Origin of the sequence: Empedobacter sp. UBA7248 (assembly GCF_002472945.1) — a bacterium.
GTDB lineage: Bacteria > Bacteroidota > Bacteroidia > Flavobacteriales > Weeksellaceae > Empedobacter > Empedobacter falsenii_C.
The window spans coordinates 305,424-328,355 of sequence record NZ_DKSU01000008.1; the positions used below are offsets into that span (position 1 = coordinate 305,424).

General features: G+C 32.1%; 25 protein-coding genes and 1 other RNA gene. 14 read left to right on the top strand and 12 right to left on the bottom strand.

Annotated elements, in window-relative coordinates; genetic code table 11:
- Window positions 1-21: 21 nt before the first annotated feature.
- The gene (locus B4A23_RS08460; RefSeq protein WP_180905069.1) at window positions 22-285 is read left to right on the top strand and encodes a hypothetical protein; all 264 of its coding nucleotides are present in this window, start codon (window positions 22-24) and stop codon (window positions 283-285) included.
- Window positions 286-305: 20 nt separating this feature from the next.
- On the opposite strand, the gene B4A23_RS08465 is transcribed toward B4A23_RS08460, so the two are convergent.
- The 3 genes from B4A23_RS08465 to recR are packed head-to-tail and all read right to left on the bottom strand — an operon-like array spanning window position 306 to window position 2,112.
- The gene (locus tag B4A23_RS08465) at window positions 306-926 is read right to left on the bottom strand and encodes a haloacid dehalogenase-like hydrolase (protein ID WP_291118915.1); all 621 of its coding nucleotides are present in this window, start codon (window positions 924-926) and stop codon (window positions 306-308) included.
- Window positions 919-1,497: a phosphoribosyltransferase family protein gene (locus tag B4A23_RS08470; protein ID WP_291118918.1), complete on the bottom strand. Its 579-nt coding sequence runs from the start codon at window positions 1,495-1,497 to the stop codon at window positions 919-921. The genes B4A23_RS08465 and B4A23_RS08470 overlap by 8 nt, the downstream gene beginning before the upstream one ends.
- The gene (recR, locus tag B4A23_RS08475; RefSeq protein ID WP_291066840.1) at window positions 1,498-2,112 is read right to left on the bottom strand and encodes a recombination mediator RecR; all 615 of its coding nucleotides are present in this window, start codon (window positions 2,110-2,112) and stop codon (window positions 1,498-1,500) included.
- Window positions 2,113-2,219: 107 nt separating this feature from the next.
- On the opposite strand from recR, the gene B4A23_RS08480 reads away from it, so the two are divergent.
- The 8 genes from B4A23_RS08480 to B4A23_RS08515 all read left to right on the top strand — a co-directional run bounded on the left by B4A23_RS08480 (window position 2,220) and on the right by B4A23_RS08515 (window position 9,915).
- On the top strand, window positions 2,220-3,758 hold the full coding sequence (locus tag B4A23_RS08480; RefSeq protein ID WP_291118921.1) for a sodium:solute symporter: 1,539 nt from the start codon (window positions 2,220-2,222) through the stop codon (window positions 3,756-3,758).
- Window positions 3,759-3,783: 25 nt separating this feature from the next.
- Window positions 3,784-4,566 (top strand): pyrroline-5-carboxylate reductase, encoded by a 783-nt coding sequence (gene proC, locus B4A23_RS08485; protein ID WP_286484862.1) that lies wholly within the window; start codon window positions 3,784-3,786, stop codon window positions 4,564-4,566.
- A gap of 2 nt (window positions 4,567-4,568) precedes the next feature.
- On the top strand, window positions 4,569-4,814 hold the full coding sequence (locus tag B4A23_RS08490) for a hypothetical protein (protein WP_280049853.1): 246 nt from the start codon (window positions 4,569-4,571) through the stop codon (window positions 4,812-4,814).
- A 144-nt stretch (window positions 4,815-4,958) separates the two neighbouring features.
- Window positions 4,959-5,804: a transketolase gene (locus B4A23_RS08495; RefSeq protein ID WP_286477478.1), complete on the top strand. Its 846-nt coding sequence runs from the start codon at window positions 4,959-4,961 to the stop codon at window positions 5,802-5,804.
- A 24-nt stretch (window positions 5,805-5,828) separates the two neighbouring features.
- On the top strand, window positions 5,829-7,286 hold the full coding sequence (locus B4A23_RS08500) for a hypothetical protein (protein WP_291118926.1): 1,458 nt from the start codon (window positions 5,829-5,831) through the stop codon (window positions 7,284-7,286).
- Window positions 7,287-7,308: 22 nt separating this feature from the next.
- Window positions 7,309-8,013 (top strand): hypothetical protein, encoded by a 705-nt coding sequence (locus tag B4A23_RS08505; RefSeq protein WP_291118929.1) that lies wholly within the window; start codon window positions 7,309-7,311, stop codon window positions 8,011-8,013.
- On the top strand, window positions 8,013-8,954 hold the full coding sequence (locus B4A23_RS08510; RefSeq protein ID WP_180906861.1) for a transketolase family protein: 942 nt from the start codon (window positions 8,013-8,015) through the stop codon (window positions 8,952-8,954). The genes B4A23_RS08505 and B4A23_RS08510 overlap by 1 nt, the downstream gene beginning before the upstream one ends.
- A gap of 187 nt (window positions 8,955-9,141) precedes the next feature.
- Window positions 9,142-9,915 carry a LuxR C-terminal-related transcriptional regulator gene (locus tag B4A23_RS08515; RefSeq protein WP_291118932.1) on the top strand — a complete coding sequence of 258 codons (774 nt, stop codon included), beginning with the start codon at window positions 9,142-9,144 and terminating at the stop codon, window positions 9,913-9,915.
- Here the strand turns inward: B4A23_RS08515 and rnpB are convergent.
- From rnpB to B4A23_RS08530, 3 genes are all read right to left on the bottom strand, one after another.
- Window positions 9,916-10,225, bottom strand: an RNA gene (rnpB, locus tag B4A23_RS08520) — RNase P RNA component class A.
- Window positions 10,226-10,308: 83 nt separating this feature from the next.
- On the bottom strand, window positions 10,309-12,834 hold the full coding sequence (locus B4A23_RS08525; protein ID WP_280049848.1) for an ATP-dependent Clp protease ATP-binding subunit: 2,526 nt from the start codon (window positions 12,832-12,834) through the stop codon (window positions 10,309-10,311).
- A 119-nt stretch (window positions 12,835-12,953) separates the two neighbouring features.
- Entirely contained in the window at window positions 12,954-13,604 is a 651-nt protein-coding gene (locus B4A23_RS08530; RefSeq protein WP_152606108.1) for an NRDE family protein, read from the bottom strand.
- A 50-nt stretch (window positions 13,605-13,654) separates the two neighbouring features.
- On the opposite strand from B4A23_RS08530, the gene B4A23_RS08535 reads away from it, so the two are divergent.
- From B4A23_RS08535 to B4A23_RS08545, 3 genes are all read left to right on the top strand, one after another.
- Window positions 13,655-14,152, top strand: a complete 498-nt coding sequence (locus tag B4A23_RS08535; protein WP_291118935.1) for a hypothetical protein — start codon at window positions 13,655-13,657, stop codon at window positions 14,150-14,152.
- Window positions 14,149-15,135 (top strand): D-alanine--D-alanine ligase, encoded by a 987-nt coding sequence (locus B4A23_RS08540; RefSeq protein ID WP_291118938.1) that lies wholly within the window; start codon window positions 14,149-14,151, stop codon window positions 15,133-15,135. The genes B4A23_RS08535 and B4A23_RS08540 overlap by 4 nt, the downstream gene beginning before the upstream one ends.
- A gap of 67 nt (window positions 15,136-15,202) precedes the next feature.
- Entirely contained in the window at window positions 15,203-15,982 is a 780-nt protein-coding gene (locus tag B4A23_RS08545) for a rhomboid family intramembrane serine protease (RefSeq protein ID WP_291118942.1), read from the top strand.
- A gap of 33 nt (window positions 15,983-16,015) precedes the next feature.
- On the opposite strand, the gene B4A23_RS08550 is transcribed toward B4A23_RS08545, so the two are convergent.
- The gene (locus tag B4A23_RS08550; protein ID WP_038333099.1) at window positions 16,016-16,336 is read right to left on the bottom strand and encodes a YbaB/EbfC family nucleoid-associated protein; all 321 of its coding nucleotides are present in this window, start codon (window positions 16,334-16,336) and stop codon (window positions 16,016-16,018) included.
- 23 nt (window positions 16,337-16,359) lie between these two features.
- Entirely contained in the window at window positions 16,360-17,346 is a 987-nt protein-coding gene (obgE, locus tag B4A23_RS08555; protein ID WP_038333097.1) for a GTPase ObgE, read from the bottom strand.
- 398 nt (window positions 17,347-17,744) lie between these two features.
- On the opposite strand from obgE, the gene B4A23_RS08560 reads away from it, so the two are divergent.
- Window positions 17,745-18,350: a hypothetical protein gene (locus tag B4A23_RS08560; protein WP_180905080.1), complete on the top strand. Its 606-nt coding sequence runs from the start codon at window positions 17,745-17,747 to the stop codon at window positions 18,348-18,350.
- A 45-nt stretch (window positions 18,351-18,395) separates the two neighbouring features.
- Window positions 18,396-19,427 carry a quinone-dependent dihydroorotate dehydrogenase gene (locus B4A23_RS08565; RefSeq protein WP_291118946.1) on the top strand — a complete coding sequence of 344 codons (1,032 nt, stop codon included), beginning with the start codon at window positions 18,396-18,398 and terminating at the stop codon, window positions 19,425-19,427.
- Window positions 19,428-19,477: 50 nt separating this feature from the next.
- On the opposite strand, the gene B4A23_RS08570 is transcribed toward B4A23_RS08565, so the two are convergent.
- The 4 genes from B4A23_RS08570 to kdsA all read right to left on the bottom strand — a co-directional run bounded on the left by B4A23_RS08570 (window position 19,478) and on the right by kdsA (window position 22,903).
- Complete coding sequence (locus tag B4A23_RS08570; protein WP_286484873.1) at window positions 19,478-20,056, bottom strand: adenylate kinase; 579 nt, start codon at window positions 20,054-20,056, stop codon at window positions 19,478-19,480.
- 6 nt (window positions 20,057-20,062) lie between these two features.
- Window positions 20,063-20,599, bottom strand: a complete 537-nt coding sequence (gene hpt, locus B4A23_RS08575; RefSeq protein ID WP_038333090.1) for a hypoxanthine phosphoribosyltransferase — start codon at window positions 20,597-20,599, stop codon at window positions 20,063-20,065.
- A 60-nt stretch (window positions 20,600-20,659) separates the two neighbouring features.
- Window positions 20,660-22,021: an oxygen-independent coproporphyrinogen III oxidase gene (gene hemN / locus B4A23_RS08580; RefSeq protein ID WP_291118950.1), complete on the bottom strand. Its 1,362-nt coding sequence runs from the start codon at window positions 22,019-22,021 to the stop codon at window positions 20,660-20,662.
- 72 nt (window positions 22,022-22,093) lie between these two features.
- Window positions 22,094-22,903 carry a 3-deoxy-8-phosphooctulonate synthase gene (gene kdsA / locus B4A23_RS08585; protein ID WP_038333085.1) on the bottom strand — a complete coding sequence of 270 codons (810 nt, stop codon included), beginning with the start codon at window positions 22,901-22,903 and terminating at the stop codon, window positions 22,094-22,096.
- Between the last annotated feature and the right edge of the window lie 29 nt (window positions 22,904-22,932).

Here is a 22,932-nt window from a genome sequence, read left to right on the forward strand (position 1 = left end):
CATACAATAAATTTGTAAGACATGAAAAAATTAATTCTTTTAGTAGCTGTTGCAGCATTCGCTACTTCTTGTAACTCTAAAGCAAGTGTAAATCACGGAGTTCTTCCAGTTGTTCACGAACCAGCTACTGCAGAAGAAATGCACCACAAATCTGAAGCTGCTCACGAAGGTCACGGAAAACATGAGGAAGCTGTTGAAGAAAAACACGAAGAAGTGAAAGATTCTACAAAAACGGCAGAAACTCCGAAAGTTGAGAAAAAAGATACTGTAAAAGCTGGTCATTAAGATTCAGCTTTTTTTGTTTTTTATAGGGTTAACTTTTCTGGAAAAATTTGTTCATATTTATTTTTCGAAACCTCATCAGGAAAGATTAAATAAATTTCCTTTGCTAGCTCAGCTAAATGAAAATCGTCATAAGAATCTGTAAACAAAATATCAAATTCTTTTTTTGGGTTTAAAAAACCTTTCTTTACTAAGTTCACTACTTTCCTTTCTCCAAAATTATCATTCAAAACATTATTCTCGACAATTGTTCCTATCACAAGAATTTCTTTAGTTGGAATATTTTTTTTTACAAATTCTTTCAAATAGTTTTCTGGAGCTGCAGATGAAATAGCAATTTTATAATTATTTTGATTTAATTCGATTAAATGATTTAAAACTTCTTGATTTATATATTCACTTAATTCAATAGCAAATAATTCATAATAATCTTGTTTCACATCAAGCTCTATCAATGCTTTTTTGAAATTTTGATGAGAAAGTGTTTTAATTATCTTTCTTCTAAAGAAGAAAATAGATACTTTATAAAATAATTTATAATCGCCACTTTCAAAAGATTTAGACAACAAAAAAGCCACCCATTTTGTAAAAGAGTTTACATTAATTAATGTTTGATCAAAATCAAAAACAGCTTTTTTATCCATCTAGAGACCAAGGAAATCTAATTAATACATCTGAATATAAATAATAATCTGGAATTTTGACAGCATTTTTATCTGTGACAACAACAGCTAAGGAATAAATTTTCGCAGAAGAATTATTTTTTTCTAATTTGTCAACTACATTTTTCAATGTATATCCAGAATCAACTGCATCATCTACAATCAAAATTTTATGGTAATTATCAAGTTGTAAATTTTCTGGTAAGTACAATTCTCTATCTTGATTACCATTATTCATCAAAAATTTGTGTTCATAAATTCGAACTTGATTCAGAAAAAACTGCGGCAAAACTTTAAACAAATTCTTCAACAAATATTTTACAATGAAGCTTTTTTTCTTAGATTTTGTAGAAGGTCGTTGACATTTTATCGTAATGAAATCTAATTGAGTAGAAGTTATCTTTTCTAAACTCACTTTTACCATTTCAGCTATAGGAATACCACCTTCTTTTATTCCAATTATTAAAACTGAAGAATTTTCAATCAAAAAATCTTTAAGTTCTTCATGTAAAAAACTTTCAAATATTTTTTGATTAAAATTAACAACTTTCATCTAAAATTTATTTTCTGAATATGGTATTCGATGTTGTATAGAACGAACTAGCGTTGCTTCGTCCGCATATTCTAACTCATCTCCTACACCAAGACCTCGCGCAATGGTAGAAAAAATAATTTCGGAATTCTTTAATTGTCGGTACAAATAGAAAACAGTTGTATCTCCTTCCATTGTCGAACTTAAAGCAAAAATTATTTCCTTCACATTTTCATTTTGAACACGATCAACCAATGTTTGAATATTCAATTGACCAGGTCCAATACCTTCCATTGGAGAAATCTTTCCTCCTAAAACGTGATATTGTCCTTTAAATTGTCCTGTATTTTCAATTGCCATCACATCGCGCACATCTTCTACCACACAAATTATCGTTTCTTCTCGCAATGGATTGTTGCAAATATCACAAACCTCATCATCAGAAATCGTATGACAATGTTGACAATATTTAACATCATTCACCAAATGAGAAAGCGCTTCGGACAAAGCCGTCGTTTGAGATTTGGGACGATTTAGCATATGTAAAACAAGTCGCAGAGCTGTTCTCTTTCCTATTCCTGGTAAATTTGACATTTCTTCTACAGCTCGCTCTAAAACCTTGCTTGGGTAATTCATTCGTTCAAAAAATTATAGACAACAAATTTACAATTTTATCTTCGGAAAATTAATCTATCATCATTCACTCAAAAATATTAAATTTGGGCTTATTTACTAAATAAATTATGAACTCAACAATTTTACTACTTTGTGTTATCGTATACTTTGTAGGACTTTTAGTGATCTCTTACTTCACCAGTCGAAATTCTGACAATCAATCTTTTTTTAACGGAAACAAAAAAAGTAAATGGTGGTTAGTGGCTTTCGGAATGATTGGAACAAGTCTTAGTGGCGTTACTTTTATTTCGGTACCGGGAACAGTCGGAAAATTAACTGGTTCCGAATATATTTACGGAGGATTCGAGTATTATATGATGGTAATCGGATTTTTTCTTGGTTATTTTATCGTCGCTGGCGTATTACTTCCGCTCTATTACCGTATGAATCTGACCTCGATTTACACCTATTTAGGAAAGCGTTTCAATGTTGAAGCGCATAAAATGGGATCGATTTTCTTTATTATTTCCCGTGGAATTGGCGCAACAGCACGTTTATATTTAGTTGTAAATGTGTTACAAATATTTTTATTAGACAATTTAGGCGTGCCATTTTGGGCTACAACATTTGTCTTATTATTGATGATATTATTGTATACGTTTGAAGGTGGAGTAAAAACAATTGTAGTAACAGATACCTTGCAAACATCGTTTATGATCATTAGTTTGATTGCTTGTATTTGGTTTATCCTTTCGCATCTTAATTTATCTGTTGGTGAAGCTTACGATATGATGCAAGCGAAGAATTATACACATTTCATTAATCTTGATCCAAATTCGAAAACTTATTTCTTAAAAACAATTTTGGGCGGAATGTTTATCACAATTGCGATGACTGGTCTTGACCAAGAAATGATGCAAAAAAATATTTCGGTTGATAATCTTCAAAACTCAAAAAAGAATATGTTGACGTTCGCTGGAACATTATTGATTGTGAATTTAGCGTTCCTATTTTTGGGTGGATTGCTTTATTTATACGCAATGAGTGAAGGTGGTTTTTATACTGCTGACGGTTTCTTTATGGAACAAGGTGGACAAAATATTATGGGTGATGATATGTTTCCTGCACTTTCACTTTTAGGACATCATTTCCCAATGATTATTTCTGTAATTTTTATCATCGGATTAATTTCTGCTTTATTTCCTTCTGCCGACGGAGCTTTAACAGCGGTTACAAGTTCATATTGCGTCGATTTATTAAACATCAACGAAGACAAAGAAAAATCAGAAAAAGAAAAGAAAAAGATTCGTATTCGTGTTCACTTAATTTTCACAGTAGTTTTCTTTATCTTAATTATGGTTTTCAAAGCGATTAACAACAAATCCATTGTTTATCTTGTGATGGAAATTGCAGGTTATACATACGGACCGTTATTAGGATTGTTTGCTTTCGGTATTTTAACGAAACGTAACATTTACAAAAAATATTCAATTATTACAGTTGCGATTTTAGCGCCTATTTTCACCTATATCATCAACGAATTAGTGATTAATTTTACCGATTACAAAATTGGTGTTGAATTAATCATTTTAAATGGTTTATTAACCTTCATCGGTTTATGGTTGGTAAGCTCTAATCGTCAAAGAGAAACAATTATTCATTCATAATCAATACAATTAACACTCTACAACTATGAAAAAAATTGCCATTATTGGAGCAGGAAATTTAGGAATTTCTATAACAGAGGGTTTAATTAAGAATAAAGCATTCGATCCAAATCAAATTATCGCTACAAGAAATAATTTGAATCAAATTGAACATCTTAAAAAACTTGGTGTAACGATTACAAATGATAATCATTTTGCTGTAAAAGAAGCTGATTATATTCTGTTGTGCGTAAAACCGTACAAAGTGGAAGAAGTTTTGACGCAGTTAAAAGACGATTTTACGACCAACAAAATATTAATTTCAGTTGCAACAGGAATTTCATTGCAAACGTATCAAAACATTTTACCGCAAGGAATGTCAATTTTTCGTGCAATGCCTAATACAGCTGCTTCTGTGGAAGAATCGATTACATGTATTTGTGGAAATTCGAAAGATGAAAACATTTTAGATGAAATCAAAACGATTTTCAATCCAATTGGCGAAACAGTTGTTATAAATGAAGAATTGATGAACGCTGCAACTGTAATTGGGGCTTGCGGAATTGCTTATGTTTTACGATTTATAAGAGCAATGATTCAAGGTGGTATTGAAATTGGATTTGATACGCAAACTGCAACAAAAATTGTGACGCAAACTGTAAAAGGAGCTGCTGAATTATTAATAGAAAACGGTTTGCACCCAGAACAAGAAATTGATAAAGTGACAACACCAAAAGGTTGTACGATTGCTGGATTAAATGAAATGGAACATCAAGGATTTAGTTCAGCTTTAATAAAAGGAATTAAAACTTCTTTTGATAAAATATAAATATGGAAAAGAAATTAAAATTAATCTGGGATTTTTATGGTCCCGATGCTATACCAACTGCAAAACATCATGCAATTCACCTGAAACAATACGCAGAAAAAGAAAAGTTACAAAGTACATTTTCTGAATTTGTAGAGGTTGAGCCAGAATATGCAGTTGCTTATTTGGTGGTGGTAGAATCTGAAATGATACAAGTTCGTGACGCTTTGATCCCTCATCGTGGCGAATGGCATATGGAAGAAGAATAAATAAAAAAGACGAAGTTTAGCTTCGTCTTTTTTATTGTTTTAAAAATCGCATAAATCTCCTCCCCAATTGTAGTGATTTATGTTCTACGATTTTTTTGCCCTACAAAAAAGGATTATTTTTGTTCAAATTTTTATAAACAAACAATGACACTTCAAGAACTTCAAACACAAGTACAACAAACAAGGAGAGATATTTTGAGAATGGTACATGCCGTAAATAGTGGACACCCAGGTGGATCATTAGGTTGTGCAGAATATTTTGCTGCATTATACGGTAAAATCATGACTTACTCTACAGACTTCTCTATGGACGGAAAAGGAGAAGATTTATTCTTCTTATCGAACGGTCACATTTCACCAGTTTTCTACAGTACATTAGCTCGTTCAGGATTCTTCCCTGTTAGCGAATTAGCCACATTCAGAAAATTAGATTCTCGTTTACAAGGTCACCCAACAACACACGAAGGTTTACCTGGAATTCGTATCGCTTCTGGATCTTTAGGACAAGGTTTATCTGTTGCTTTAGGTGCTGCGCAAGCAAAAAAATTAAACAACGACGATAAATTAGTTTACACATTACACGGTGATGGTGAATTACAAGAAGGTCAAGTTTGGGAAGCTTTTATGTATGCTGCTGGTAAAAAAGTAGATAATGTAATTGCAACGATTGACTACAATGGTCGTCAAATTGATGGTGACACAGACCACGTTTTACCTTTAGGAGATTTGAAAGCTAAATTAGAAGCTTTTGGATGGATTGTTTTAGAAGAAAAAGATGGAAATGACTTAGAAAAAGTAATTGCTATTTTAGAAGAAGCTAAAACATTAACAGGAAACGGAAAACCAGTTTCAATTTTATTACATACAGAAATGGGTAATGGTGTTGATTATATGATGGGAAGCCACTCTTGGCACGGAAAAGCACCTAACGACGAGCAATTAGCATCTGCATTAGAGCAAAATCCTGAAACTGAATTGACAGATTATTAATAATTTCAATACAACCAAAATACTATGAAAACGTTATTTTATTCTATACTTACGCTTTGTTCTTTGACAGCCTTTGGGCAAGAAAAAACATATTCTTTTGACAAAAAAGTATCGTATAAAATCAATTTACCTGAAGAATATCAAACTTATTTGGAAGGTCAAAAAGATTTATCTTTTGTAACCTATATTTCTAAAGACGCTGTTTTAGGAACTTCGGAAGGAGGTCCTTACACTTCTGGAAGCTTCAGTAAAGATGCTTTCTTTATCAACAACAGCAAGTTTTTCGAAGTCTATGCCAATTCATTAGAAAATCAATTATCGATAAAAGCACCTTATTATTATGAAGGCATGTCGGATGATAATTTAAAACCTTATTCGGATAATTTGTTTGAGAAATTTATTTCAGTTAAAAATCTAAATTCATCTACAACGATCAATGGATACAAGTGTAATGAATACGAATTAACATCTAAAACAGATTTCGAAACAAAATCTTCTACATTATGTGTTGATGAAAAAAATGCAATTAATAACGTTGCGATTATGTTTCCTCAAACAAAACTGAAAGGGCTTTTGATACGATATGACGCAGGAGATTTTAATGGATTAACAATTCAAAATATTGCAAATTCTAACGTAAAAGTAACTTTTGATGAGAAAAAAGAAATCGAAAGTTTTACCAACGAATTGGCAAAAAAGAAACAAGAATACGAGAACATGATGTCGTCTGTAGATACGGCTTATGCGGCGGAAGTTTATTCACCAGACAATCGTTACGAGGATCCTATTATTAATTATTACAATTATCAAACATCAGAAAGTGATAACGTAAATAGTCTTTTTGGGACTGTTGCTTCATTAAATTATAGTTTGATTTATAATGATAGCGATTATGATGGAAATCCTGATATCGAGCGTTCTAAAGCTTTAGCAGCTGCGCAAGGCTCTACAAATCAATTGGTAAAACAATTCAAAAAGAATAAATTAGCAAACAAAAGCGAAGTAAAAGAATTAAATAACCTTTTCAAAACGTATTTCGATGATGCTAAAAAGTTTAAATTAACAGAAGTTTCAACAGATTATGATGAAGCGGCTGTAGCAGTAGATTCTGCTGTTGCTGAGTCTTATAATCTTGCAGATTATTACGATCCGTACACGTCTACTTACAAAACGACAGATATTAGCAAAATCGATTTAGCAATCGACAATCCAGACGTTCAAGATTTCATGAAAGTTGCACCAGAACATTGCAAAAACTTGAAAGCTAAAATTCCAACTTTTACAGATAAAAATTTAGGAAATTTGGTTTACAATTACGCAGGACAAGTGTGCGATTTATACATTTATCAAAGTGGAAGTGTTGCTCTTTCGGGAACAATTGATGCAATGAGAAAAAGTATTTTAGAAATCAATAATAAATATGATAAACTGAAAAAAGAAGACAAAGATAAGTTAACTACTTTCTTGAATTCTTTGGATTAATATTGATAAAAACACATCGATAATGAAAAAATCAATCAGTTTTATATTAACGCTTTTTACAAGTTTAACTTTTGCTCAAATGCAATCGTATAAATTTGAAAACGTTATTCAATATCGTATCAAAAGTGATTTCTATTCAGATTTTCTGGATATTTTATCAACCAAAGATTACAAAGCGCATTTAATGATTACGCGAACACCGATGGGAAATTTCGCTTCATTAAAAGTAAACAACAATATGTATTCTGTTTACAGCGAAGAAAAAAATCCAAAGGTTTTTAAAATAGATTTCGAAGGCACTAAAGATTTATTAGGGAATTCTTTTTTAGCAACTGATAATCCAAGTTTAACGAATTCCGCAATCGGAAATAGTTATGTTGCGAATAGAACTGGTCAAAAAGAAACAATTCTGAATAAACAATGTGAAGTGTATAACATTTTCAGAAAAGATAATGACAACGACAATGGTACAGAAATTTGTATCGATACAAATTCTAACATCAACACCGTTCCGTTTATCAATTCTGAACTAAATTTGAAAGGCTTGATTTATCGAGTTGGGCAAAACATTGTGTTAGAAAATGTTGAAACCTTAGAAAAATGGATCAAAAAGAGCGCTGAAGAGGAAGAAGAAATTAATGTTTCGCCAAATGATTTTATTTATCAATTTGATGAAAAAACAGAAGTAGAAAAATACAAAAACGAATACAAAAAACAAAAACAATGATAGACTTAACATACACAGAAAAAAAAGATACACGTAGTGGATTCGGAGACGGATTGACAGAGTTAGGAAGAACAAATCCTAACGTTGTTGCATTGTGTGCTGACTTGATTGGTTCATTAAAAATGGATCAATTTATCAAAGAAAATCCAGAGCGTTTTTTCCAAATTGGTATTGCAGAAGCAAACATGATGGGAATTGCTGCAGGTTTGACAATTGGAGGTAAAATTCCTTTCACAGGAACTTTCGCTGAGTTTTCTACAGCTCGTGTGTACGATCAAATTCGTCAATCTATCGCTTACTCTAACAAAAATGTAAAAATCGCTGCATCGCACGCTGGTTTAACATTAGGAGAAGATGGTGCAACTCACCAAACATTAGAAGATATTGGTTTGATGAAAATGTTACCAGGAATGGTGGTTATCAATCCTTGTGATTACAATCAAACTAAAGCGGCTACAATTGCTGCAGCTGAATACGAAGGTCCTGTTTACCTACGTTTCGGACGTCCTGCTGTTCCAGTTTTCACACCAGCTGACCAAAAATTTGAAATTGGTAAAGGTATCTTAATGAACGAAGGTTCTGATGTAACAATTGTTGCGACAGGTCACTTAGTTTGGGAATCTTTGGTTGCTGCTGCTGAGTTAGAAAAAGAAGGAATTTCTTGTGAGGTAATCAATATTCATACAATCAAACCATTGGATGAAGAAATTATCTTAAACTCTGTAAAGAAAACAGGAAAAATTGTAACAGCTGAAGAACACAATATTTTAGGTGGTTTAGGAGAATCTGTTGCAAGAGTTTTAGCACAAAAATTACCAACAAAACAAGCTTTTGTTGCGGTTAATGATAAATTTGGTGAATCTGGAACACCTTCAGATTTAATGAAAAAATATGGAATCGATTCTACTGCTGTAATCGAGAAAGTAAAATCTTTACTTTAATTCCATTATAATATTAAAAAGGAGCTAAAAAATTTAGCTCCTTTTTTTTATAGGTTAAATATAAAATAGGTTGGTTGAAAAAGCAAAACTGCTTTAATCCTATAGATATTTTGCAAAATTAGTTTATATTGCTAATTCAAAAAATACTCATTTAATGGTATTTTATTAATCTTTTACTTGTAAGCATATGAAAAAAGCAAATCAAAAATCTATAACTGAATATGCAAGTATTGTAAAAAAATTGTGGAGTGAAAATACAGATAGTAGAACCTTTAACGAAAAAGATGAGAGTTTTCAATCGATTAATGATTATTTACAAACTTTAGGAAGTCTTGCTCTTGGTGAATCTTTTATGTATTTCATCAATCCTAATTCTGCTACATTTGAGTATGTTTCTCCTCAATGCGAAGATATTTTGGGTTATCTTCCTAATGAATACACTGCTGAATTATGTGTTCAAATAGTACATCCTAATGATTTGCAACATGTAATTGATATTCAGCAACGAATTGCAAATTTTAGTATGGAAATTGTTCCAGAAGAAAGAATGAATTATAAATTTACTTATGATTTTCGCGTGATGGATAAAAAAGGTGAAATTCATCAAATTCATTTGCAACATTTCTTTTACGAATTAAGTAAGAATTTTTTACCAAATCGAGTTTTTTGTTTAGCGACTGACATCACACAAATAAAGGTTGGAGGAAAACCGACCATGCATATTTACAACATCAAAGATGGATTGAATAATCTTCTTAATTCAAAAACAAATTCATCTTTACAACTTACAAAAAAAGAAACGGAGATTATCGAGTTTCTGATGAAAGGTTACACAAGTCAGGATATTGCTGATGCAATTGGCTTAAGTAAACATACTATTGATACACATCGTAGAAATATTTTGAAGAAAAATGATTGTTCTAATACTTCAGAATTATTTAGTCTTTACTTCAAAAAATAGAAAAAAAGCAAGCCGATAAGCCGGGTTCTGTCATCTTAATAAATTAAGACGCTTTGTCATTTATCTAGTATTTTAGTTACCTAAAACATCAATCTGCCTACCCCCCAGCAACGAACGAGTAGCTCTTAACTGCTGGTATACATGGCATTGCTCCGCATAGAGTTTACCTGGTTTCACTACAGCCGAACTGTACATACTTTCTGTTGCACTTGTCCTCGCCTCTCGACGGACGGGCGTTACCCGCTATGCTTACTCTTTGGAGCCCGGACTTTCCTCTTCACATACATGAAGCGACAAAGTGGCTTGCTGAGCGCAAATGTACGGCAAAAGTTACCGAAATAAAAAAGGCTTGAACAAAAATGTTCAAGCCTTTCTATTATAGAAACTTAGAAATTATTCTGATTTTTCTTCTTTCGTTTTTCCTTTTACAGAAATTTTAACGCCATCTTTTGCTTCATTTAAGTCAAGGATCAATTCATCCCCTTCACTAATTACAGCATTGATGATTTCTTCTGCCATCGGATCTTCGATGTATTTCTGAATCGCACGTTTCAACGGACGAGCTCCATAATCTTTATCAAATCCTTTATCAGCGATAAAATTCTTCGCTTCCTCAGTTAATTCGATATGATAATTTAAAGCTGTTAAACGCTCTATTAAACTTGCCAATTCAATATCGATGATTTTCATGATATCTTCTTTTGTCAATGAATTAAAGAAGATAATATCATCAATACGATTCAAAAATTCTGGCGCGAAAGCACGTTTTAAAGCAGTTTCAATTGTTGATTTTGCGCGTTCATCAGCAGAATCTTTCTTAGATGAAGTTCCAAATCCAACACCATCTCCAAACTCTTTCAATTGTCTTGTACCAATGTTAGAGGTTAAAATGATAATCGTATTACGGAAATCAACTTTACGACCTAAACTATCAGTTACATGACCATCATCCAAAATTTGTAATAAAATATTGAAGACATCTGGATGCGCTTTCTCAATCTCATCTAATAAAATTACTGCATATGGTTTACGACGAACTGCTTCTGTTAATTGTCCACCTTCTTCGTAACCAACGTAGCCCGGAGGTGCCCCAACTAAGCGAGAAACGGCAAATTTCTCCATGTATTCAGACATATCGATACGAATTAATGCATCGTTAGAATCAAAGATTTCTTTCGCCAAAACTTTCGCTAATTGTGTTTTACCAACACCTGTAGTTCCTAAGAAAATGAATGAACCAATTGGTTTGTTTGGATCTTTCAATCCTGCACGATTACGTTGAATTGCTTTCACAACTTTCGTTACCGCTTCATCTTGACCAATTACTTTTCCTTTCATTAACTCATTCATCTGAGCTAATTTTTTCAATTCTTTTTCAGCTACACGATGTACAGGAACGCCAGACATCAACGAAACAACTTCCGCTACATTTTCTTCTGTAACTGTTTCACGATTCTCTTTCGATTCTTGCACCCATTTCGCTTGCTCACGCTTCAAATCACTTTCTATTTGTTTCTCTGAATCACGTAAACGAGCTGCTTCTTCGTATTTTTGAGATTTTACAACTTTCGTTTTCTCTTCACGAACTTCTTCTAATTTTGCTTCAAGGTCTAAAATTTCTTGAGGAACTTTTATATTCTTGATATGCACACGAGAACCCGCTTCATCTAAAGCATCAATTGCTTTATCTGGCAAGAAACGATCTGTAATATAACGTGTTGTCAAATTAACACAAGCTTGTAACGCTTCATCTGTATAATTTACATTGTGATGCGCTTCATACTTATCTTTGATGTTATGTAAAATCTGTAATGTTTCTTCTGGAGTTGTTGGCTCAACCATCACATTTTGAAAACGACGAACTAATGCGCCATCTTTTTCAATATATTGACGATATTCGTCCAACGTTGTTGCACCAATACATTGTAATTCTCCACGCGCCAAAGCAGGTTTGAACATATTAGAAGCGTCTAAAGAACCTGTTGCTCCTCCTGCTCCAACAATTGTATGTAACTCATCAATGAAAAGAATAATATCATCATTTTTCTCTAACTCATTCATAATAGCTTTCATACGTTCTTCAAATTGTCCACGGTATTTAGTTCCAGCAACTAATGACGCTAAATCTAATGTTACCACACGTTTGTTAAACAAAACGCGCGAAACTTTACGTTGTACTATTCTTAAGGCTAAACCTTCTGCAATAGCAGATTTACCAACACCTGGTTCTCCAATTAACAATGGATTGTTCTTTTTACGACGAGAAAGAATTTGAGAAACACGCTCTATTTCTTTTTCACGTCCAACTACAGGATCCAATTTTCCTTCTTGCGCAATTGCTGTTAAATCTCGTCCAAAATTATCTAAAACCGGAGTTTTACTTTTCGAAGTTGATTTACTTGTTGACGCACGCTCAAAATCGTTATCAGAATCACCTCCATCAAAAGATGGATTTTCTGCACGAGGAGATTGAATTTCCTCATCTTGAAATTGAAATTTGAATTCTTCCTTTACTGTATTGTAATCAATATCCAACTTATTCATCAATTTTGTAATCGGATCGTTTTCATTACGAAGAATACACAATAATAAGTGAATTGTATTTACAGTCGGACTTTTAAACAATTTCGCCTCTAAGAATGTTGTTTTCAACGCTCTTTCAGCTTGTTTTGTCAAACTCAAATTTTTTATATTATTACCTGGAGTTTCTTTTGCTGGGTTTAGGTTTTCTATTTTTTGACGCATTTCGTCTAAATCGACATTCAATGCTTCTAAGACAGAAATGGCTTTCCCTTCACCGTCGCGAATAATCCCCAACAGAAGGTGTTCCGTTCCTATTTGGTCGTGGCCTAATCTCAACGCTTCTTCCTTACTGTAAGAAATAACGTCTTTTACTTGTTGTGAGAAATTATCGTTCATTTTATTATTTAAGCTGTCTTTAACAAATATAATTATTCTGATAGACTATAGCATAAATTATGCCTATGTCCGAAATGATTTGATGATTCCTTAAAATAACGAATTATTGTCTATTAATTTCAAAATAGCTGACAATATTTCATATCAATTCTTAAAGAATTCATAATAATTTGAGAGATAGATGTCGTTGCTAAAAAATCGTACAAATCGCCTTTATTCATTTTCAAATCATCGTGAAGTTCTAAAATTTCTTCGGAATTTAACTCATTATTTTGGTTAAAAATTTCATCAATTTCATTTCTTCTTTCAGGACTGTACAATGTCGACGAACACCATGTCACAATTTTTTCTTGCGAAACATCTTTTACACTCAGTTTATTTTCATTCCAAAACAAAAGGTAAGCATTTTTAGTTGTTCTTTCAAAAACAAAAATTGTAAAAGGTGCGATTTCTGACAAATTTTCCGAATTAATAAACTCATTTACAGAATTATATTTCAATAAATCTAACAAGATAATTCCTCTACTTTCTCTGTATTTCTCTTTGAAATGCGTTGGTTTTTCGATTCCTCCATTTAAAATACACGCAACATATTGCTCCGAATAAAAAATCCAAGTTCCATTGGCACGTTCATCTACAGGCGAAAAATAGGTTTTATCAAAACGCTTTTGCTCCACAATTTCTTTAGAAGAAGAACGATTAATTTCCTCATCTCGGTTGTGCGTCAACACAAATTCATCTTCATTTCTGTAAAAACTGATTATACACATCTCATTTTTCAATTTAGTTCAAATGTAAAAATTTATCTTTGCAAAGAATTATGAGTATTCAGAAAACTATAGCGCATTCTTTTGATGAAATGAAATCCATTCTTTTGCAATTTGACGATCTGTCTTTTCAAAAGGAATTAGAAATCATTTCTGATGCTTCTGTTGGTCAACATTTTCGCCATATTATCGAATTTTATTCGTGCTTTTTACACGCACAAAAAAACAATTGCATTTGTTATGATGATAGAGAACGAAATCGTGCTTTAGAAAATTCGGTTGTCGAAAGTTTGAATACATTGAATCAGCTAAAATCTCAAATAGAACGTTTAGATTTAGAAAAAACAATTGAGCTAAAACAGAATTACTACGGAGAAGATTTCACAATTAACACCACAAATTATCGCGAATTAATGTATTGTTTTGATCACAGCGTTCATCATTTTGCATTGATTAAAATCGCAATCGAAACTCATTTTCCATCAATTAAAATTCCTCAAAATTTTGGAATTGCTTCTTCAACAATTGCTTTTCAAAACCAAGAGAAATGAATCCGAAAATAACGAAATGGACACGATACGAATTTTGGCCATTCTGGTTATTTTATGCGCCATTGACACCTTGGTACATTTATAAAATATTTCAAGCTGGCGCTCCAGCTTACTTTTGTTCGGCAAATCCTACAATGAAATGGGGCGGATTTATTGATTATTCTAAAATTGATTTGCTCAATCAAATTGATAAAAATTATAAGCCAAAAACCATTTTTTTTGAAGAATTTACAACGCAAGAAATTCCGTTTGATTTTCCTTTTATTGCGAAACCAAATCTTGGTGAACGTGGAATTGGTGTTGAATTAATCAGAAATAAAATTGATTGGAAAAATTATTTAGAACAAAATAATCGCGATTTAATTTTACAAGAATATATTCAATCTAATTTTGAGTTTGGTGTTTTCTATGTTCGATTACCAAAAGAAAAAAATGGTAAAATACTTTCGATAACAGCTAAAGATTTTTTGACGTTTACAGGTGATGGAAAATCAACATTGAAAGAATTAATCGAACAAAATTTAAGAGCTTTTTATCGAAAAGAGTATTTGTTTAAACGTTTTCAAAACGAACTAAATTCAGTTCTTCAAAAAGATGAAAAATTATTGGTTGAACCAATTGGAAATCATAGTCGAGGTACAACTTTTTTAGACGGATCCTCTCTAAAGACATCTAAATTAGAAGAAACTATAGATCAAATTGCAAAAAAAATTGATGGTTTTTATTATGGACGAATCGATTTGAAAGCAAAAAGCTTAGAGGATTTTCAGAACGGAAATTTTGTCATACTCGAAATTAATGGTGCAAATTCTGAAGCTACTCATATTTACGATCCGAATTTTAATTTGATAAAAGCTTATAAAGAAGTGATTAAGCATTTAAATTATCAACATAAAATTGCTACTCAAAATCATCAACTTGGTGTAAAATGGACCGATTGGAAATTACTCGCAAAAGAATTAATAAAACGCTATCAAGCTTAATTTGACCAAAATTGGCAGATTTTATGGAAAGGAATAAAGATTGAAAGATGTTTTCGAAACCAATTTTATGAGTTATCCTTTTCCAAAGAAAACTATTATAATTCCTCTCTTACTACTTATCCCAATGTGGATTATCTTTTTGTTTCAACAAAACGGATACAATTTAGACAGTTGTTACGGCGTTATTCCGAGAACTTTCGTAGGGTTAAAAGGAATCCTGTTCTCGCCTTTATTTCACTCAGGTTGGAAACACATCATCAGTAATACTTTTCCGTTAGCTTTCCTTAGCTTTATTGCGCTATTGATGTACGATAGATTGGCTTATTACGTGATATTCTTTGGTTGGATTTTATCAGGAATTATTCTTTGGATCATCGGAAATCCACCTTTTTTAGATGATAATGTAAGTTGTCATATTGGGGCAAGTTCTATCGTTTACTTATTGGCTTCGTTCATATTTTTCAGTGGTATCATTAGAAAAGAACGAGGTTTAATGGCGATTTCATTAATCATTATTTTATTATACGGCGGAATGATTTGGGGAATGGTTCCACAAGAAATTTTACCACAATTAAAAACAGACACAAGTAGCAATTCTATTTCTTGGGAAGGACATTTGAGTGGATTTATTTCGGGTGCATTTTTTGCTTATCTGTTCAGAAATATTGGTCCACAAAAAGAAATTCCGAAATGGGATCAAGAAAATTATTATGACCCGCAAGCTGAACGTTTATGGGATATTTACCAAGAACAGGAACGTTTGAAAGCAGAATATTTGGAATCGTTAGATGAGGAAGATGATGAAAATATTGAACCAAATTATCAAACAAAAACCCCTGAAAATTAATTTTCAGGGGTTTTATTTTTTTTCAAATTCTTCTTAGAAAGGCATTCCAGGAATGTTTGGTAAGTTTTCTTGAGCAGTTTTTTTCGCTCTGTCAATTGCTTCTGTTTTTACTTGTTCCAACGCTTTGTTTAACGTCATTACTAACAAATCTTCAATTTCTTCTTTTTCCATTCCTTCGGCAAGTTCAATATCTTTTACTGTTGCCAATTTAGACATTGTAATTTTTACTTTTCCATCGTTAGAAGTCGTTGTAAAAATTTCTCCATCTAATTCATTTTTCAAATCAGAAAATTTATCTTTAAATGAATTGATTTTTCCCATCATTCCCATGATGTCTCCAAAATTTCCAAACATTTGTCTTTATCTTTAATAATTAGTTATTCGTGTAGTTTTTTCCACAATAAATCTTTCAATTCTGTGATTCCTTTTCCAGAAACAGACGAAATAAATATCGTATCAATATCAGTTGGTAATTGCGCTTTAATCTCAGCTTCCAATTCATCATCTAACATATCTGACTTAGAAATTGCTAAAATTCGTTCTTTATCTAACAATTCAGGATTGAATTTTTTCAATTCATTCAACAGAATTTCATATTCTTTTTTATAATCTTCTGTATCCGCAGGAATTAAAAATAATAAGTTCGAATTACGCTCAATATGACGCAAGAAACGATGTCCAAGACCTTTTCCTTCTGCCGCACCTTCGATAATTCCAGGAATGTCTGCCATAATAAATGACTGATGATTACGGTATTCTACAATTCCTAAGTTAGGCGTTAACGTTGTAAATGCATAATCTGCAATTTTTGGTTTCGCCGCAGAAACAGCTGATAATAAAGTAGATTTTCCTGCATTTGGAAAACCAACTAGACCAACATCTGCCAAAATTTTCAATTCCAATGTAACTTGACGCTCGTCACCATCCAAACCTGGTTGTGCATAACGCGGCGTTTGACGCGTTGCAGAACGGAAATGCCAGTTTCCTAAACCTCCTTTTCCTCCTTGTGCAATAATTAATTCTTGCCCATTTTCTGTTACTTCGCCAATAATATTTCCTTCTTCATCTTTAGCAATTGTTCCAATCGGAACTTCCAAAATAATATCTTCACCGTCAGCTCCAGTAGAACGAGATTTACCTCCACGTCCACCGTTTTGCGCACGGAAATGTCTTTTGAATCGAAATTCTAACAAGGTCCAAAGATTTGAGTTTCCTAGAAGCGTGATGTTCCCTCCACGTCCACCATCTCCACCGTCTGGTCCACCTTTGTCAATATATTTTTCGCGATGCAAACTTGCTGAACCCGCACCTCCATGTCCGGCTCTACAATTTATTTTTACGTAGTCAACAAAATTTGATTGCATAATTTTTTTCTTTTAATTAGTCTGCAAAAGTACGATTTCTAATTTGTTTATTAAAATCTTGTATTATCTATTTTGAATGAATAATTTATAATGACCCAGATTTTTATTTATATTTATTCAATTAATTAACACACTAATATGAATACTAAAAAAAATCTGTCCGAATATACTGATGAAGAACTTCTAATAACTCAAAAACAAACAAAAAATATTGTAATTATATTTGGATCTTTTATGTTTCTTGCGTTTATATTCTTTATCTACACCGCAATAAAAACCAGTAATTATGCCTTCATAGCTATTGGATGTGGAACTTCTGTTTCATTAATGCCTCTAATCGCCAAACTTTCTGTGATTAATAAAGAGATTAAACTACGCAAAAAATAGATTGGAGATTTATGAATAACGAACATTTACAACGTTTACTTCCTTTTGGTTATATTTATTTAGTCATCATGGGGATTATTAAAGAATCTATTTTTTACTATCAATTGGATATTAATATTCTGAAATTTTCGAGCATTATGGATATTTTAATTAGTCCAATAGCCGAAATCACCGCACATCCTTTCTTACTAATCTTTTTTATTCTTCTCATTTTTCTACTTTATGGTTTCAAACAATATTCATTGAAACATCCAGAGAAAAAATTCATTAAAAAATTTTTAAAAAAATATTTCAAAATTGATGAAAGTAAAGTATTAACACATACAGAATTCGAAAAGATAATTGATAAAACTCTAATCAATTATTTCTTTGCATTATTAATTTGTTTCTTTTTAGGATTTGGAATTGGTGGTGGTAATTTTCTATCAAAACGAATAAAAAATGGAGATTTAAAATTCGAAAAATATGGACAGACCTTAACTTTCAATTCTGGTGAGAAAAAAGAAATTTATCTTATCAATACAAATAGTCTCTATTATTTTTATGTTGTAAAAGGTCAAAAAACTGTTGAAATTTCGCCAATTGGTACAATACAATCAATCGCAAAAAATAAGTAATCAAAACATATTTTTATAATGAATAGGATTGATTAATTTTGCAGCATGTACAAACAATTCAAAAACATTTTATTCCAATTACAGCCCGAAGATGCGCATCATTTTGTTACGCGAAATCTAAAAAATTATGCTGCATTTCCTGGAGTTGGAAAACTATTAGATAAATTTTATCAATACAATCATCCAAGTTTAGAACGAGAAGTTTTTGGAATTAAATTCAAAAATCCAATTGGTTTAGCTGCTGGTTTTGATAAAAATGCTGAATATATTGAAGAATTGAACCACTTCGGATTTGGTTTTATCGAAATTGGAACCGTTACACCAAAACCTCAACCAGGGAATGATACGCCACGTATGTTTCGTTTGGTAGAAGATGAGGCGATTATCAACCGAATGGGATTTAATAACAAAGGTGTTGATTTTGCTGTTTCGAAAATTAGAGAATTAAAAAATCGTGAAAACTATATTATTGGCGGAAATATTGGTAAAAATAAATTAACACCAAACGAAGATGCTGTTGATGATTATATCAAATGTTTCAATGCGTTGTTTGATTATGTAGATTATTTTGTAGTTAACGTGAGTTCTCCAAACACGCCTGGATTACGTGATTTGCAAGAAAAAGAACCTTTATTGTACATTCTGAATTATTTGCAACAATACAATAATCAAAACGAAAAACCGAAACCAATTTTACTAAAAATCGCACCAGATTTAACAGATTCTCAATTAGACGATATTATAGATATTGTATTAGAATCTAAAATTGCTGGAGTGATTGCGACAAATACAACTATTTCGAGAGAAGGATTAAAATCTAATCCTGAAATTGTAAAAGAAACGGGAGGCGTTTCGGGAAAACCACTTAAAAATCGTTCAACAGAAGTGATTCGTTATCTTTCTGAAAAATCGAACAAAGCATTTCCAATTATCGGAGTTGGTGGAATTCATACCACCGAAGATGCGAAAGAAAAACTGGAGGCTGGTGCAAGTTTGTTACAAGTTTATACCGGTTTTATTTATGAAGGTCCTGCTGTTGTAAAAAACATTTGTAAAGGCTTGATTGAAGAAAAATAAAAAAGGATTCTCAATGAGAATCCTTTTCCTATATAATGTAAAAGTTGTTCTTATAAAACTTCTTTAATTGCGGCGTTCAATTTTTCAGTAATATCTTCAATAGAACCTACTCCATCAATCTCAACCCATTTTCCTTGCGCTTTGTAGTGTTCTGCTACAATTGCAGTTTTCTCGTAATATTCTGTAATACGATCACGGATAATTTTTTCGTCCACATCATCAGCACGACCAGAAGTTTTTCCTCGCTCTAATAAACGTTGAACCAAAATTTCGTCATCCACAACTAATGCTAATGTAATCGAAACTTCGCTTTCGTATTTATCTGCTAAGATTTTATCTAAAGCTTCTGCTTGAGATGTTGTACGTGGATATCCATCAAAAATATATCCATACGAATTTGGATTGTTATCTAAATGATCAACCAACATATTTGTTGTTACCTCATCTGGAACTAATTGTCCCTTGTCCATGTAAGATTTCACAAGAGCGCCTAATTCTGTTTCATTTTTAAGGTTGAAACGAAATAAGTCTCCAGTAGAAATTTGAGGAGTTTGGTACTTTTCTTCTAAAAATTTAGCTTGTGTTCCTTTACCACTGCCAGGAGGTCCGAACAATACAATGTTTAGCATTTTGTTTTAATGTTTTATTTGATAAATATCTGGTAAATTTCTTCCTAATCCGTCAAAATCTAATCCATAACCTACTACAAATTTATCAGGAATAGAGATTCCTACTAAATCTACTTTTAAATCTTTTTTGTAAGCGTCTGGCTTAAATAATAAAGTTGCTACTTTTAATGATTTTACCTTTTTCTCTTTCAAGATTCGGTGCAACTCTACTAACGTATTACCTGTATCTACAATATCTTCTAAAATAATTACGTGACGTCCTTCAACATTCATCGGAATATCCATCTCAATAGTAATTTTCCCTGTTGATTCTGTTCCTTCGTAAGATTTTAATTTCAAGAATGAAATTTCACATTCTCCTTGATATTGTTTTAAGAAATCGCTGAAGAACATTACAACTCCGTTTAATACACCAACAAAAATCGGTCTTTCGTCTTTGTATTCTTCGTAAACTTCGTTTGCCATATTTTTGATGGCGTGTTCTATTTCTTCAAAAGCGATGTACGGAATAAATTTTTTACCGTGAATTTCTATTTCTTTCATTGTTTGAGATATTCAAATATATACTTTTTTTGATAAAGTTTAAAACATTTATCTATTTTATTAGATTGTCATTGAGAAAATACGTGTTTCTGGCTCGTTATCTATCATTCTCTTATCGAATGTCATACACACATTTCTCACGTATGGACGTCCTTCTTCTTTTACGATCAAACCATTTTCTACAAATTCAATCAAATTATCGTCAACCATATCTTGCAACATAGTTTTAATACGATCTACATCATCAAATTTCATCTTATCATCAGCCCAAGAAGTTTCTAAATTACACATTAAATTTAGAATATGACGACGCATAATCAAATCTTCTTCTGATAAAATATGACCTTTGAAAACGGATAATTCTCCGTTATTAATTGATTTTTCGTACTCTTCTACCGTCTTCTCGTTTTGTGCAAAACTGTACCAAGAATCGCTGATAGAAGAAACTCCCAAACCAACCATTAATTGTGTTTTCGAAGAAGAATATCCCATAAAATTACGATGTAATGTATGGTTTTTCATCGATTGATACATCGAATCTTGTTCTAAAGCAAAATGATCCATTCCAACTTCGAAATAGTTCATTTCTTCGAACATTTTCTTTCCTTCTTCATATAATGCGCGTTTCAATTCTGGTGAAGGCAAATCATCATCATGAAAACCACGTTGTCCAACACCTTTTATCCACGGAACATGCGCATAACTGTAAAACGAAATACGATCTGGATTTAATTCTTTTGTCAAATTAATCGTTTCCATCATTCCTTCCATTGTTTGATGTGGAAGACCAAAAATCAAATCGTGAGAAATCGATGTAAAACCAATTTCACGCGCTTCTTCGGTTGCTCTTTTCACATTCTCGAAAGGTTGAACACGATTAATCGCTTCCTGAACTTTTAGATCATAATCTTGTACACCATACGAAATACGTCTAAAACCTAAATCGTATAAAGCCTGTAAATGTTCTCTTGTTGTGTTATTTGGATGACCTTCTAAACTAAATTCGTGTCCTTCGGCAACATCCGCATATTCAAAAATACCATCAATTAATTTCTTCAAATTTTCTGGAGAGAAAAACGTTGGTGTTCCTCCTCCTAAATGAATTTCTTTAATTTTTGGTCGAGATGAAAATAAATCCACATATAATTTCCATTCTTTCAAAACTGTATCAATATACGGAACTTCTACCGAATGCTGTTTCGTAATTCGTTTGTTACATGCACAAAACGTACATAACGACTCGCAATAAGGTAAATGAATGTAAATTGATATCCCTTCTTCAGCATTACTTTCATCGAAAGATCGTTGAAAAGTTTCAATCCAACCTTGTTTAGTAAAATCATCATTGTCCCAAAACGGAACAGTTGGATAACTTGTGTAACGAGGTCCTGGAATATTATATTTCTGAATTAAATTATTCATTATCTAAAAAATTAAAAATACTTAATCAACTTGACTAAGTATTATTTAATAAATTTTCTTTAAAAATTATTTTTATAGAATTGCCTGACGAACTCTAACCAATTTAGTTAATAAGTCTTCTAACAAATCTAATTGTAACATGTTTGCTCCGTCACTTTTTGCGTTTTTAGGATCTGGATGCGTTTCGATAAAAATACCATCAGCACCAACAGCAATTCCAGCTTTAGCAATTGTTTCGATTAATTCTGGTTTTCCTCCTGTTACACCCGAAGCTTGATTTGGTTGTTGCAAAGAATGCGTAATATCTAAAATAACTGGCGCATAATTCTGCATCACAGGAATTCCACGATAATCTACCACTAAATCTCCGTAACCTAACATAGTTCCACGCTCGATAATTGCAACATTACTATTACCAGAATCTGTTACTTTTTCTACAGGAAATTTCATTGCTTCTGGCGAAAGAAATTGACCTTTTTTCAATGTAACATGTTTCCCTGTTTGTGCAGCTGCAACCACTAAATCGGTTTGACGAACCAAGAAAGCAGGAATTTGTAACACATCTACATAAGCCGCCGCCATTTCTGCATGAAAAGGTTCATGGATATCTGTAGTTGTTGGAACATCAAAAGTTTCTCCAACTTTTTGAATAATTTTCAATGCTTTTTCATCTCCAATTCCTGTAAAACTATCAATACGAGAACGATTTGCTTTTTTGAAAGATCCTTTAAAAACATAAGGAATCTCTAATTTATCAGTAATTGTTACTACTTTTTCAGCAATTCTCAAAGCCATATCCTCACTTTCGATGGCACATGGACCAGCAAGTAAAAAGAAGTTTGGCGAATCTTTGTGTTTTATCTTTGATAAAGTTTCTATCATTGTGCAAATTTACACAAAGTTATCGACTT